General features: G+C 35.2%; 12 protein-coding genes. 11 read left to right on the top strand and 1 reads right to left on the bottom strand.

The features are described 5' to 3' along the window. The first annotated feature begins 15 nt into the window (after window positions 1-15). The 7 genes from RWS90_RS00705 to RWS90_RS00675 all read left to right on the top strand — a co-directional run bounded on the left by RWS90_RS00705 (window position 16) and on the right by RWS90_RS00675 (window position 8,455). A complete protein-coding gene (locus RWS90_RS00705; RefSeq protein WP_314547981.1) occupies window positions 16-885 on the top strand; it encodes a phosphotransferase family protein in 870 nt (289 codons plus the stop codon). Next, window positions 875-1,753, top strand: coding sequence for a DMT family transporter (locus RWS90_RS00700; protein ID WP_314547980.1), 879 nt, complete (start codon window positions 875-877; stop codon window positions 1,751-1,753). The genes RWS90_RS00705 and RWS90_RS00700 overlap by 11 nt, the downstream gene beginning before the upstream one ends. A gap of 7 nt (window positions 1,754-1,760) precedes the next feature. Continuing rightward, window positions 1,761-2,453, top strand: a complete 693-nt coding sequence (locus tag RWS90_RS00695; protein WP_314547979.1) for a sugar phosphate nucleotidyltransferase — start codon at window positions 1,761-1,763, stop codon at window positions 2,451-2,453. A gap of 155 nt (window positions 2,454-2,608) precedes the next feature. Continuing rightward, window positions 2,609-4,546, top strand: a complete 1,938-nt coding sequence (locus tag RWS90_RS00690; RefSeq protein WP_314547978.1) for a glucosaminidase domain-containing protein — start codon at window positions 2,609-2,611, stop codon at window positions 4,544-4,546. 56 nt (window positions 4,547-4,602) lie between these two features. After that, on the top strand, window positions 4,603-5,604 hold the full coding sequence (locus RWS90_RS00685; protein WP_314547977.1) for a glycosyltransferase family 2 protein: 1,002 nt from the start codon (window positions 4,603-4,605) through the stop codon (window positions 5,602-5,604). Between the two features lie 318 nt (window positions 5,605-5,922). Further along, window positions 5,923-7,491: a CHAP domain-containing protein gene (locus RWS90_RS00680; RefSeq protein ID WP_314547976.1), complete on the top strand. Its 1,569-nt coding sequence runs from the start codon at window positions 5,923-5,925 to the stop codon at window positions 7,489-7,491. A gap of 277 nt (window positions 7,492-7,768) precedes the next feature. After that, complete coding sequence (locus tag RWS90_RS00675; RefSeq protein WP_314547975.1) at window positions 7,769-8,455, top strand: C39 family peptidase; 687 nt, start codon at window positions 7,769-7,771, stop codon at window positions 8,453-8,455. A 58-nt stretch (window positions 8,456-8,513) separates the two neighbouring features. Here RWS90_RS00675 and galE read toward each other — a convergent pair whose 3' ends face one another. Further along, window positions 8,514-9,536, bottom strand: coding sequence for a UDP-glucose 4-epimerase GalE (galE, locus tag RWS90_RS00670; protein WP_314547974.1), 1,023 nt, complete (start codon window positions 9,534-9,536; stop codon window positions 8,514-8,516). Window positions 9,537-9,747: 211 nt separating this feature from the next. On the opposite strand from galE, the gene RWS90_RS00665 reads away from it, so the two are divergent. From RWS90_RS00665 to RWS90_RS00650, 4 genes are all read left to right on the top strand, one after another. Further along, window positions 9,748-9,993, top strand: a complete 246-nt coding sequence (locus RWS90_RS00665; RefSeq protein WP_314547973.1) for an N-acetylmuramoyl-L-alanine amidase — start codon at window positions 9,748-9,750, stop codon at window positions 9,991-9,993. A 278-nt stretch (window positions 9,994-10,271) separates the two neighbouring features. Continuing rightward, window positions 10,272-12,116 carry a C39 family peptidase gene (locus RWS90_RS00660; protein WP_314547972.1) on the top strand — a complete coding sequence of 615 codons (1,845 nt, stop codon included), beginning with the start codon at window positions 10,272-10,274 and terminating at the stop codon, window positions 12,114-12,116. Between the two features lie 250 nt (window positions 12,117-12,366). Next, window positions 12,367-14,796: a leucine--tRNA ligase gene (gene leuS / locus RWS90_RS00655; RefSeq protein ID WP_314547971.1), complete on the top strand. Its 2,430-nt coding sequence runs from the start codon at window positions 12,367-12,369 to the stop codon at window positions 14,794-14,796. A 10-nt stretch (window positions 14,797-14,806) separates the two neighbouring features. After that, window positions 14,807-15,034, top strand: coding sequence for a KH domain-containing protein (locus RWS90_RS00650; protein WP_003147770.1), 228 nt, complete (start codon window positions 14,807-14,809; stop codon window positions 15,032-15,034). The last annotated feature ends 8 nt before the right edge of the window (window positions 15,035-15,042 follow it).

Genomic DNA, 15,042 nt, shown 5'->3' with positions numbered 1-15,042 from the left:
AAAAGAGGATTTACATTGAAACAATTAATTAAAAGTAAAATAGAAAAATTACTTTCTGAATCAGAGGAAGTAATAAAAGTAGAGAAACTAGGTGGTATGACGAATAGTAACTATCTAGTTGAGACTACGAATAACAAATATATAGTTAAGTTTTTTGGGAAGGGTACTGATAAACTAATCAATAGGATTGCAGAAAAAAATAATTTGGCGAATCTTGCTGATTTAGGCTTAGATGTTAAGAATTATATTTTTGATATTGATTCTGGAATTAAGGTAAATGAATATATTGAGAATGCAACAACTTTTGATGCGCATTATTTAAAAGCGAAAAAAGAGGAGGTTGCTAATGTTCTAAAAAAAGTTCATAGTTCTGGGAAGGTTCTTGAAGGGGAGTTTAGAATTTTTGATGAGATCAAAAAGTATGAGGATTTAATTGAAGGCGATATAAACTACCCCTATTATGATAAGATAAGAGAGAAGATCTTTTCTTTACAAGGACATTTAGAAGAGTTTGGTGTTGATAAGAAGTCTTGTCATATTGATCTTGTACCGGAGAATTTCATTGAAGATGAGGCGGGTCGTGTTTATCTTATAGATTGGGAATATTCTGCGATGAATGACCCAATGTGGGATTTAGCGGCATTATTTTTAGAGTCTAACTTTAGAAAAGCTGAAGAGGGCGAATTTTTCAAGTATTATTTCAGTGAGGATACGCCAGTCAGCGTGGCTAAAATTATGATTTATAAGATACTTCAAGATTTTCTTTGGAGTCTATGGACGATTTACAAAGAAGAACAGGGAGCGGATTTTGGAACGTATGGTAAAGATAGATATCTAAGAGCTGTGAAGAATTTGAAGGAGTATGTAGATAGTTATGAAAGATAAACTAGGAGTTTCTGCAGGGCTTTTGTCGGGGGTGTTCTGGGGTCTTGGACTTGCGATTAGTGCGTATATATTTTCACTGTATAATATTTCGCCTTTTGCAGTCGCGGTGATTCATGATTTTATTAGTATTTTTATTCTTTTAGCGATTATACTAATTAAATATAAAAGGATTAATTTTAAAATTTTTACGAATATTAAAAGTATTAGTGTTATTGTAGGGGCACTTCTTGCAGGACCTATTGGGATGCAATGTAATTTATATGCGGTTAAGTATATAGGAAGTGGTTTGACATCTTCAATAACTGCTATTTATCCTGCTGTGTCAGTCATTTTGGCGATTATATTCTTAAAGAGTAAGGTGTCGTCAAAGACGATTATTGGGATAGCATTAATAATTATAGGGATTTTTATCCAGAGTTATAAAAGTGAACAGGTTGAATCTTTTTACCTTGGATTTATGTTTGCTTTAATATGTGCGATTGCTTGGGGTAGTGAGAGTGTTTTAAGTTCATATGCGATGAGAAATAATCTTAATGAGTTAGAAACATTGTTGATCCGTCAGGTGACATCATTTTTAGCATATTTAGTAATAATATCATTTAACGGTTTAGGAATTGAGACGAGCCTTGATGTGAAATTCGGGGGACTTATTGTCTTCTTTGTATTGAGTAATATGGTATCGTATATTCTATATTATATGGCGATTAATAGATTAGAACCGGCAAAAGCCACAGGGCTTAATGTGAGTTATGTTGTGTGGACGATATTATTTACGATGATATTTGTAGGGTTGGAAGTAAGTATCCAACTGGTGATTACATCTATTATTATTATTTTAGGTGTTTATGTTATTGTGAGAGAGGAGTAGCAAGAAAGTGAGAGCAATTATATTGGCTGCAGGGTTAGGGACTCGCCTTAGACCTATGACAGATAATACGCCAAAGGCTTTGATAAAGGTTAAAGGTAAGCCACTTGTGGAGTATCAGATAGAATTTTTAAAGGAAAAAGGAATAGATGAAATAATCGTAGTTGTGGGGTATTTACATGAGCAATTTGATTATTTAAAAGAAAAGTATAATGTGGAGTTAGTATTTAATGAAAAATATGCCGAATACAATAACTTTTATTCGTTATACTTAGTTAAAGAATATTTGGCAGATAGTTATGTAATTGATGCGGATAACTATTTATTTAAAAATATGTTTAGAGCAGATATTGATCGTTCAACTTACTTTAGTGTCTACCGTGAAGATTGTGAAAATGAATGGTTCTTGATCTACGGGGATGATTACAAGGTTCAGGACATTATTGTAGATAGTAAAGCTGGGAGAATCCTTAGTGGGGTATCTTTCTGGGACAAGAAAACTGCTGAAGAAATCGTAAGTTTTATAGATGAGTCTTACGCTAGTAATGAGTTTATGAATTTATACTGGGATAATATGGTTAAAGATAATATTGAAAAACTGGATGTTTATGTTGAAGAGTTAGAACCTAACAGTATATATGAAATTGATAGTGTTAAGGACTATAAAAAGTTAGAAGAAATCTTGAAAGAATGCGAGAGTTAATCTCCATTCTTTTTTATTATATGAATTAAGTAATAATATAACTTGCTAATCTGTAATATAGATGTAATAAAAAATAATCTATTTGTAATCGCAAAGCAAAAGGAAATATGGTATAATTAGCAGTGCGTAATTATATGTAAAGAGGATTTTTGATAATGAAAAAAAATAAATTAAAATTAGGATTAGGAGTACTTACAGTATTAGCAACTCCAATCGCAGTAAATGCAGTAGCTAGCAATGACGCTCTAGCAGCACAAGGTTGGGTCAAGAGTGGAAATACATGGTATTTCTATAACAAAAATGGAACATTAGCAAGAAATGCTTGGGCAGGAAATTACTGGCTAGGAGCAGATGGAAAAATGGCAGTAAGCTCATGGGTAGATAATGGACGTTACTACGTAGGAAGCAATGGAGAGTGGGTAAGAAATGCTCAAAAACCTGCAACAGTTTCTAAAAAAGGTTGGGTACAAAGTGGTTCAGCATGGTACTACTTAGATAACCAAGGAAGTGTAGTAAGAAATGCTTGGATAGGAAACTATTGGTTAGGTTCTGATGGTAAGATGGCAGTAAGTTCATGGGTAGACGGAGGCCGATATTATGTAGGAGCTAATGGACTATGGGTACAAGGCGCTAAGAAGCAAGAAGAGAAGAAACAAGGTTGGGTGAAATCAGGAAGCGACTGGTATTACTTTGATCAAAATGGAACATTAGTACGAAACAAATGGGCAGGGAACTACTGGCTAGGAACAGACGGGAAAATGGCAACAAGTTCATGGGTAGACGGGGGCCGCTACTATGTAGGAAGCAACGGACTATGGGTACAAGGAGCTAAGAAACAAGAAGAGAAGAAACAAGGTTGGGTAAAATCAGGAAGCGACTGGTATTACTATGAAAATGGAACGATAGTTCGCAACAAATGGCAAGGGAACTATTGGTTAGGATCTGAAGGTAAGATGGCGGTAAGCTCATGGGTAGACGGGGGCCGCTACTATGTAGGAGCCAATGGATTATGGGATAAAAACGCTAAGAAACAAGAAATAGCCAAATCAACTGAAAACAAGAAAGGTTGGGTAAAATCAGGAAGCGACTGGTATTATTATAATGAAGATGGTTCATTAGCACGCAATAAATGGGCAGGAAATTACTGGTTAGGTTCTGATGGACGAATGGCTACAAATTCATGGGTAGATAACAATCGTTACTATGTAGGAAGCAATGGTGCTTGGGTGAAAAATGCCGGGCACGGTGTAACATACTCAGCTCATTATAAAGTGACTGCACTTTATATCCCTGTTTATGATGCGAATGGTCGCATTTTATCACATGTTTCAAGAGATACAGTTTTATTTAGAGATAACAGAGCTGAAGCAAATGGAAGAATCCCTGTTCAAGTTGCCGGACTTACAGGATATGTAAATCCGAGTCAAGTAGAAGCGGTAAATTCAGATACTACATTTATTCCGGATTATGTGAGTGACGGTAAATATGTGTACCATAGATATTCGCAAAATACTAAAGTAATGGTTGCTTATCATAATGCTAATATGGAAGTAGGGAAGTCTTATTACTCTGCAGATGGAATTAACTTTGGAACATTCAAACTAAATCACCCGTTCCAATTTACTAATTTGAACTCAAGAACAAATTATACTGCAGCTGATATTAATAGATTATATAGCCTAATGGGAGCTAATGATAGTAAATTAGCAGGTAAAGGTGAAACATTTAAAGCTGCTGAACAAAAGTATGGGGTGAATGCTCTATACTTGGTGGCTCATAGTGCTCTTGAAAGTGCGTGGGGAAGAAGTAATATCGCTAAAGATAAGAATAACTTCTTTGGTATTGCAGCATACGATGATACACCGTACACTTCTGCGACGAAGTACGATAGTGTAGATGGTGGTATAATGGGAGCCGCACGTTGGATTAAGGAAAGATATTTACATAATTCTGGATATCCAGCAAATGGAGCATACTTAGGAAATAAAGCTGGTGGAATGAATGTTAACTACGCAACAGCACCTTATTGGGGAGAATCTATTGCGAGTATAATGTTTAATGCCAACGAAAAATTAGGAAGAAAAGATGGATAAAAAAGGATGTGGCTAGGTTATTTTAATCTAGCTTCCTTTTTGGCAAGGAGATAATTATGTTGGTTTCGGTAGTAATCGGACTTTTAAACGAGGAAAAGTTTTTACCAAGATTGATAGAAGATTTTAAGAATCAGACGTATGATCACAGCAAGATAGAATTAATATTTATAGATGGGATGTCAAAAGATAAAAGTTGGCAAATATTAGAAGATTTTAAAGCTAGTAATCATGACTTTTACGATGTAGTATTGTTGAAAAATCCTAAGGTAATATTGTCGGCTGGTATGAATGTAGGTATAAAAGCTGCAAGAGGCGAATGTATTCTTAAGGTGGATTGTCACTCTCATATAACGGAGAACTTCATAGAAAATAATGTGAAAGTAATAGAGAGTGGAGAGGATGTTTGTGGAGGGCCACGTCCTAATATTATCGAAAATGAAGATGATTTAAGTAAAACTTTATTGTTGGTTGAAGAAAATATGTTTGGAAGTGGTATAGCAAACTATAGAAAAGAGACTTCAAAACGTTATGTTAATTCGGTTTTTCAAGGTATGTATAGAAAAGAAATTTTTGATAAGATTGGATTACTGGATGAAAGAGTTGGGCGTGTAGAAGATAATGAACTGCATTATAGAATTAGAAAAAATGGTTATAAAATTCGTTATAGCAATGATATATTATCGTATCAATATACAAGACCAACGATAAAAAGGATGTTAAAACAAAAATATTCAAATGGTTATTGGATTGGAAAAGTTAGTCATGTATATCTTAAGGCTTTTTCTATCTTCCATTTTGTACCGTTTGTCTTTGTTTTAGGAATTGTTTTTAGTTTGTTAATGTTGCCGTTAACGAAGCTATTAGCTGTACTTCTTGCGATTGCTTATGGATTATTTACAATCCTTGTTACAGTGATGACTATTATTAATAATAAGTTCAACGTAACGATGTTACTAATTCCAATATTATTGTTCTTAGTACATTTTAGTTATGGGTTAGGAACTTTAGTTGGATTAGTAGAGGGTTTCAAGTGGAAGAAGGAATATCATAATAATTAATTTAGGCAGTGACTCAAAAATTCTAAAATTTAACAAAGTTCAGATAAGAACGTATAGACGCAGTGACTTATTAATATCTAAATTTGCTTTATAAAAGTTTTTCAGGTATCTAATAAACCATTGTAGGAAGTGATTCAGCAAAATCTTTTTTCTCCGAAATCACGATTTTTGAGTCGCTCCCTGCTTTATTATTTATAGAAATGTAGAAAAGCTAAACACATTTGTAACTAACTTGTAATATCCGTCGAATGTTCTTGATGGTATAATAGTAAATGCATAAATGTGTGAATTAGAACTAAGGAGTTAAAATTAATAATTATGAGAAAAAATAGATTAAAATTAGGATTGGGGCTACTAGCTGTATTAGCAACACCGTTTGCTGTCAATGAAGTTGTTAGTAATGATGCTTATGCAGCTCAAGGTTGGGTACAAAGTGGCTCGTCATGGTACTTTTTAAATAGCCAAGGAAGTGTTGTAAGAAACGTATGGCAAGGCAACTATTGGTTAGGAGCAGATGGAAGAATGGCGACTAACTCATGGGTAGACGGAGGTCGTTATTATGTAGGAAGTGATGGAGCGTGGGTTAGAGGTGCTCAAAAACCGGCAGAAACTAAGAAACAAGGTTGGGTGCAAAGTGGTTCATCATGGTATTACATTAGCTCTGAAGGAAGTCTAGTAAGAAACGCTTGGATTGGTAACTACTGGTTAGGCTCAGATGGTAAGATGGCGACTAGCTCATGGGTAGACGGAGGTCGTTATTATGTAGGAAGCAATGGAGTCTGGGTTCGTGATGCACAAAAACAAGAAGAAAAAAGAAATGGTTGGGTAAAATCAGGAACATCATGGTACTACTTTAACCAAGGGATAATGGTAAGAAATGCATGGCAAGGTAACTATTGGTTAGGCTCAGATGGTAAGATGGCGACTAGTTCATGGGTAGATAATGGTCGCTATTACGTAGGAAGTGATGGTTCTTGGGATAAGGATGCTAAGAAACAAGAAGAGAAAAAACAAGGTTGGGTAAAATCAGGAAGTTCTTGGTATTACTTTAATCAAGGAACAATGGTAAGAAATGCATGGCAAGGTAACTATTGGTTAGGCTCAGATGGTAAGATGGCGACTAGTTCATGGGTAGATAATGGTCGCTATTACGTAGGAAGCAATGGAGCTTGGGATAAAGATAAGAAAAAAGAAGATGAAGTTCCAACCGGGAGACATACAGGCTGGGTTAAGAGCGGAACTACATGGTATTATTTCGATGCTCAAGGAAAATTAGTAAGAAATGCATGGGCAGGTAACTACTGGTTAGGTGCCGATGGCAAGATGGCAACTAATGCCTGGGTTGATAATAATCGATATTACGTAGGTGCTAATGGAGCTTGGGTTCAAAATCCTGCTAATACTACAAACTTAAATAGAGTTCTTGATATTGCTCGTAATTATATGGGTGTAGAAACTGGTTCTGCTGAACATAAGAAGATTGTTGATGAGTATAACTCTGTTGATCCAAAACCGGTAGGCTATACTGCTAAGTATGAGGATGACTGGTGTGATATTTTTGTAACTACTGTGTTCCAACAAGCGGGATTAAGCAATCTTATCGGAAGAGAGTGCGGAGTTCAACGTCATATCGGTATTATGGAGAAAAAAGGTATTTGGCAAGGTAAAACTCAACCTAAGGTTGGAGATATTGTTACATTTGACTGGGATGGTGGAGGATTTGCTGACCACATCGGTATTGTTGAATCTGTGAACAATGGAGTAATTACAACAATTGAAGGTAACTCGTCGTTATATGCTGGAAGTACTGCTAAAACAAAAGTAAATAGAAAAACTTATGACTGGAACTCTAGCTATATTAAAGGTTATGCAAGACCAGCGTATTAAGATAAAGATAACAGAATTTTCTAGATAATTTAAACCGCTGAAGTGGGGATTTAAATCCTTGTTTCAGTGGTTTGTTTTGGCTCTTTGTCAAATTCGGTACATTGGGGAAATCACATTGGAAATTATAGAGGTGATTTTTAATTTGGAGTTGTTCTATGTGATTGTTAAGTGTTCGAATTAATTGTAGTAATTTAAGGAGTTTCTATTTGTATTTGTTGGGGTGGAATAGTATAATTATAAGTGATTTTATAAGAATGATATAGGAGGTGACAGGTTCATGAAAAAAGCTACTAGTATGGTTATGGTTGCTAGTTTGTTATTATCTGGTATAGTTGATGCTAAGGCTGAATGGATTAAAGATCAGCAAGGGAAATGGGAGTATTTTTCATCAGATGAGATTATACATAATTTTTATAGTGAAAAGACTACAGAATTTGTTAAACCTGTGAAGCTTCCTCAATATTACCAAGCAGATCCTAGATGGAGTTTTAAGAGGTATGGGATGTCTAATATGAAGATATCTGGTTGTGTTCCTACTTCGCTATCAATGGTTATTTCAGGGCTTAAGCAAGATGTTACTCCTGTTCAAGTTGCTGATTATATTTATGATACTTCTATGGAGATGAATACATTATTTTCTGGAACTTCTAGTCTTGGGGCGATTGCTGCATTAGAGCATTGGGGATTTAATTATCGTATTATTAATTCTAAAGATGACCTAAAAAATGCATTAAAAAATGGTAATATTGTATTTGGTGCAGTTGGGCATGGTATTTTTGTTAAAGGTTATAGTACACATGCGATTATTCTTAGCGGATATCAGAATGGAAATACACATGCGGTTGATCCTGATAATCCTGAAAGAACTAATAAGTGGTATGGTATTGATGATATTTGGGATCAGCGAAGTATGGAGCTTGAAGACAATTCGGCAGGTGGACCTTTTATGGTAATTTATAAATAAAATAAAATTCGGAGCGTGGAAAAAGTCCAGCTCCGAATATTTTTATGGTCTTTATATATTAATCAGCAAATCCGTTTGGATGTTTGCTTTGCCATCTCCAAGAGTCTTCACACATGCGTTTCACATCGTATTTTGCTTCCCAGCCAAGTTCTTCTTTAGCTTTTGTTGCATCAGCGTAACACGCTGCGATATCTCCTGCACGACGTGGAGCGATAACATATGGTAAGTCACGTCCAACAGCAGCAGAAGCACTCTTAATAATATCTAATACAGAGTATCCTACTCCTGTTCCTAGGTTATACTTAGTTAGACCGCTACCTTTTTCTAATTTTTTAAGGGCTGCCACGTGACCGCGAGCTAGGTCTACTACGTGAATATAGTCACGTACCCCAGTACCGTCATGTGTGTCGAAGTCATTTCCGAAGACGTTAACTTTTTCTAGTTTTCCTACAGCTACTTGCATTACGTATGGAAGTAGGTTGTTTGGAATTCCTGTTGGATCTTCTCCAATATCTCCGCATTCGTGTGCTCCGATAGGGTTGAAGTAACGAAGTAATACAACGTTCCATTCTTTATCAGCGGCATAAACATCTCCTAAAATCTCTTCTAGTATTAGTTTAGTGCGTCCATATGGGTTAGTTACAGATAATGGGAAATCTTCTTTTATTGGTAATGCGTGAGGATCTCCGTATACTGTAGCTGAAGAACTGAAGATAATGTTCTTACAGTTGTGTTTTTCCATAACGCGACATAGTGTAGTAGTTCCTGCTACGTTGTTATCATAGTATTTCAGTGGTAATTGGCAAGATTCACCAACTGCTTTTAATCCAGCGAAGTGGATAACTCCATAGATATTTCCTTCTTTTTCAAAGATTTCGTCTAATTTAGCTTCATCACGAATATCAGCTTTGTAGAATGTTACTTTTTTTCCTGTAACTCTTTCTACCACTTCTAAACTTTTTTTGTTTGCATTATATAAGTTATCAACGACAACTACTTCATTTCCATTGTTTAATAATTCGATACAAGTGTGTGATCCGATGAATCCTGCTCCACCTGTTACTAATATTTTTTTAGTCATAGTACAATTTTCTCGCTAAAGCGAGTCCTTCCTATAATTTTATATATTAATTTTATAAGAAGAAAGAGGTAGTGTCAATAAATTTGTGATTAATATTAGGATTATGTTACAGACGAGGGATTTCTTTGAAAAAATAATAAATTTATAATAAAATAGTAAGATATGTATTTATGTAAATAAAAAATTTTTAAAAATTTTAGAAGAATTATTTATGAAAAAAAATAGATTAAAATTAGCATTAAAAGTACAACAAAATCTATTGTATCAAACCGGTGCAAACGATAGAGGAGCTAAACGCGCTTCATTCACAGTTCTTCGTGAAACTTCTATTCCATCAATTCTAGTTGAATTAGGATTTATAGATAACCCAGAAGAGCGTAACAAAATCAAAACAAATGCATATCAAGAACGTTTAGCAAATGGTATTGTTGACGGAATCATAGCTTACTATAAATAAGAATTTAAAAGGGATATTGACTTTCAACGATTCTAATTATTTAAGAGTAGTAACTTATTGATAGCTAAATATACAATATAAAAAGTTTTTCGTATAAAACAAACTTTGAAGTGGACGATTCAATAAATTTATTCTTATGGAATTATGTTTTTGAATCGTCTTTCTTTATTATTTTTGTAATTGAAATATAATATATATTTTCTTGAATTATAGGATTAATTGGTGTAAAATAAATAATACAATTAAAAAAAATATGGAATTTTTTGAGGTGAAATGTTATGACGAAAAATAGAGTGAAATTAGGATTAGGGGTACTTACTGTATTAGCAACTCCAATCGCAGTGAATGCAGTAGCTAGTAATGACGCTTTAGCAGCTCAAGGATGGGTTAAGAGTGGAAATACATGGTATTACTATAATCAAAATGGAAGATTAGCAAGAAACGCTTGGGCAGGAAACTACTGGCTAGGAGCAGATGGAAAAATGGTAACGAATGCTTGGGTAGACAATGGACGTTACTACGTAGGAAAAGATGGGGCATGGGTGAAAGACGCTCAAAAACCAGCAGAGAAGAAACAAGGTTGGATAAAATCAGGAAGTGACTGGTATTACCTTGATCAAAATGGAGCATTAGTACGAAACAAATGGGCAGGAAATTACTGGCTAGGTGCAGATGGAAAAATGGCGACAAACTCATGGGTAGATAACGGACGTTACTACGTAGGAGTAAATGGATTATGGGATAAAAATGCTAAGAAACAAGAAGCACCAAAACCAGTAGTTAAGAAACAAGGTTGGGTAAAAGAAAACAATGCTTGGTACTATTATGAAAATGGAACATTTGTTAAAAATAAATGGGCAGGAAACTACTGGCTAGGAGCCGATGGGAAACTAGTAGTAAGCTCATGGGTAGATAACGGACGTTATTATGTAGGAGCCAATGGACTATGGGATAAAAATGCTAAGAAACCAGAAGAGAAGAAACAAGGTTGGATAAAATCAGGAAGCGACTGGTATTACTATGATAATGGAACGCTAGCTCGCAACAAATGGGCAGGAAACTACTGGCTAGGAACAGATGGAAAAATGGTGACTAGCGCATGGGTAGATAATGGACGTTACTACGTAGGAGCAAATGGATTATGGGATAAAAATGCTAAGAAACAAGAAGCACCAAAACCAGCAGAGAAGAAACATGGTTGGGCTAAAGTTGATAATGCATGGTATTACTATGAACAAGATGGTACAGTAGCTCGCAACAAATGGATAGGAGAGACTTACTGGGTTGATAAGGACGGTAAGTTAGTAACAGATAGCTGGGTAGATAACGATAGATATTATGTTGATAAAACTGGTAAAAAAGATCCATCAGTTAAGAAAAAAGTTATTATCAATGATGAACTAGGTTGGCAAAAACGTAATGGTGGAGAATGGTACTATTACGAAAAAGACGGTTCATTAGCTCGTAACAAATGGGTAGGAAACTACTGGTTAGGTGCGGATGGAAGAATGGCTAAAAGTGCATGGGTAGATAATGGACGTTACTACGTAGATTCAAGTGGTAAATGGGTACCAAACTATGCTAAGGAAGATAAGAATACGCCAGCTCTAAATATGCCACAATATTACCAAGGTGATTATCGTTGGGCGAATAGAAGATATGGTCTTGGAACAATGGCACAAAGTGGATGTGTACCTACATCTTTAGCTATGGTATTCAATGGTTTAGGACAAAAAGTTCTTCCTACTGCTGTGGCTGATACAATCTATAACAATACAAGCGAGATGAATGTTGGTGGATTAGGAACATCTGGTAAAGGCGCTGTTTACGCGATTAATGCATATGGATATAAACACACAGTGTTAGCAACTAAAGAGCAACTTATTGCTGCGCTACAAAGTGGAAAACCTGTATTTGCAACTGTAGGTAATGGTATTTTTGCAAAAGGTAGATTAACTCATGCAATTGCTTTAAGTGGATATAGTAATGGTAAGACTAAAGCGATGGATCCAGATAATGTAAATACTACTGGAAAATGGTATGACGTTGATACAATTTGGAACCAAAGAAGTACAGATCCTTATGATACAAATATCGGTGGATCATTTGTAGCTATTGGATAATGAATATATGAAATAAAAAAAGTAACTCAGAAGGCGGATTTGTAAAAATCACAACTTCTGAGTTGTTTTTATGGTTATATTATATTAATTTGTTAAGTTAAGAGTGTAGGTAGAATTATAGTGTGATTTGATTGAAATTGAAAGTTTAGCTATTATTTTCACATTAACTTATAACAGTTGTTGCTAAAAGCTGATAAAATTGGTATACTATAAAGTAAAGAACTTGAAAGCGAAGGAGTGTGCTTAAATTATGGTATATAACCACAGAGTTATTGAAAAGAAATGGCAAAAATATTGGGATGAAAATAAAACATTCAAAACATTAGATGATCATACAAAAGAGAAGTTCTATGCATTAGATATGTTCCCTTATCCATCAGGGGCTGGACTTCACGTAGGTCACCCAGAAGGGTATACAGCTACTGATATCTTAAGTAGATATAAAAGAGCAAATGGGTATAATGTACTTCATCCAATGGGATGGGATGCGTTTGGATTACCTGCTGAGCAATATGCATTAGATACTGGTCATGATCCAAGAGACTTCACTAAAACTAATATCGACACGTTCCGTCGTCAAATTAAAGAATTAGGATTTTCTTATGATTGGGATCGTGAAGTAAATACAACAGATCCTAACTACTACAAGTGGACACAATGGATTTTCAAAAAACTTTATGAAAAAGGGCTTGCATATGTTGATGAAGTACCTGTAAACTGGTGTCCAGCATTAGGAACAGTACTTTCTAATGAAGAGGTTATCGATGGTAAATCTGAGCGTGGAGGATACCCTGTAGAGCGTCGTCCGATGCGTCAGTGGGTACTTAAAATTACTGAGTATGCAGAGCAACTTATAGATGATTTAGATATCCTTGATTGGCCAGAAAGTCTTAAAGCTATGCAACGTAACTGGATTGGAAAATCTGTCGGTGCTGAGATTGATTTCAAAATTGAAGGAACTGATAAAGCATTCACAGTATTTACTACGCGTGCTGATACTGTATTTGGTGTATCTTACTGTGTGCTTGCACCTGAACATAAACTTGTAGAAGAAATCGTTACTGAAGGGCAAAGAGCTGCTGTTGAGGAGTATCTTGATATCGTTAAACGTAAGTCTGACCTTGAAAGAACAGACCTTAACAAAGATAAAACAGGAGTATTCACAGGAGCTTACGCGATTAACCCTGTAAATGGTGAAAAGGTAGAACTTTGGATTGCAGATTATGTCCTTGCAAGTTACGGAACTGGGGCTGTTATGGCTGTTCCTGCACATGACGAACGTGACTATGAGTTTGCTACTAAGTTTAACTTGACAATCACAGCTGTTATCGAAGATAATGGAGAAGTTGTGGTACCGTTCTATGGAGATGGTAAACACATTAATTCTGATTTTATTAATGGATTAAATAATGAAGATTCTATCGCAAAAGTTATTGAATTCTTGGAGGAAAATAAAGTTGGGCGTAGTAAAGTTACTTACAAACTACGTGACTGGTTATTCTCAAGACAACGTTATTGGGGAGAACCAATTCCAATTATCCACTGGGAAGATGGTACTATGACGACTGTACCTGATAGCGAACTGCCACTATTACTTCCAGAAACTGATAATATTCAACCATCAGGAACAGGAGAATCACCGCTTGCTAATATTGAAGAGTGGTTAAATGTTGTAGATCCTGAGACTGGTAAAAAAGGTAAACGTGAAACTAACACAATGCCTCAATGGGCTGGTTCTTGTTGGTACTACCTACGTTATATCGATCCGCACAATGATGAAATGTTTGCAGATCCTGAGAAATTAAAATACTGGTTACCTGTAGATGTATATATCGGTGGAGCTGAACACGCAGTTCTTCACTTATTATATGCTCGTTTCTGGCATAAAGTTCTTTACGATTTAGGTTTAGTACCAAGTCGTGAGCCATTCCAAAAACTATTCAACCAAGGTATGATTCTTGCTGAAGGTAAAGATGGTCGTCCAGAAAAAATGTCTAAATCTAAAGGTAATGTAGTTAACCCTGATGATATTATTGTATCTCATGGTGCTGATACATTACGTGTTTATGAAATGTTTATGGGACCATTAGACGCTTCTATCGCATGGAGTGAAAATGGACTTGATGGATCTCGTCGTTTCTTAGATAGGGTATATCGTCTATTCGTTGATGAAGAAACTGGAAAAGTTAATGATAAAGTTCAAGATAAAGATAATGAAGAATTAGAAGTAAGCTATAACTACACTATTAAGAAAGTGTCAGAAGACATTGAAATTCTAGGATTTAACACAGCTATTTCACAACTTATGGTGTTCGTAAATGATTGTTATAAAGCTGAATATATTCCTCGTAAATATGCACTAGGATTTATCCAACTTCTTGCACCATTTGCACCTCACCTTGCTGAAGAAATGTGGGAAATTTATGGTAACACTGAGTCAATCTCATACGTATCATGGCCGACATTTGATGAAAGCAAACTTGTAAGTGATACTGTAGAAATCGTAGTTCAACTTATGGGTAAAGTTAAAGCTAAATTAGATGTTAAGAAAGATTTAACGCCTGCTGAGTTGGAACAAATTGTTCTAGCTAATGAAGAAGTAAAAGAATTAATTGAAGGAAAACAAGTTATGAAAGTAATTGTTGTTCCAGGAAGATTAGTTAATATCGTAGCTAAATAAGGAGAGAAACATGGAAGAATTAATTTATAGTATTGTTAGTGAAATTGTTGAGCATAAGGATGAAATCAAGATCGAAAAATTTGTTAAAAATGCACGCGAACACTACATTTTAACAGTGCACCCAGAAGATTGCGGGCGCATTATAGGGAAGAAGGGTACAGTAATTAACGCGATTCGTACTGTATTAAATTCAACAACATTTAGTAAAAAAGTTTACTTAGATTTAGTAGAAGAATAAGATAAATG

It is taken from the genome of uncultured Gemella sp. (assembly GCF_963529685.1).
GTDB lineage: Bacteria > Bacillota > Bacilli > Staphylococcales > Gemellaceae > Gemella.
Note: the sequence above shows the minus strand (reverse complement) of the source record. Positions and strands in the feature narration are given on the sequence as shown.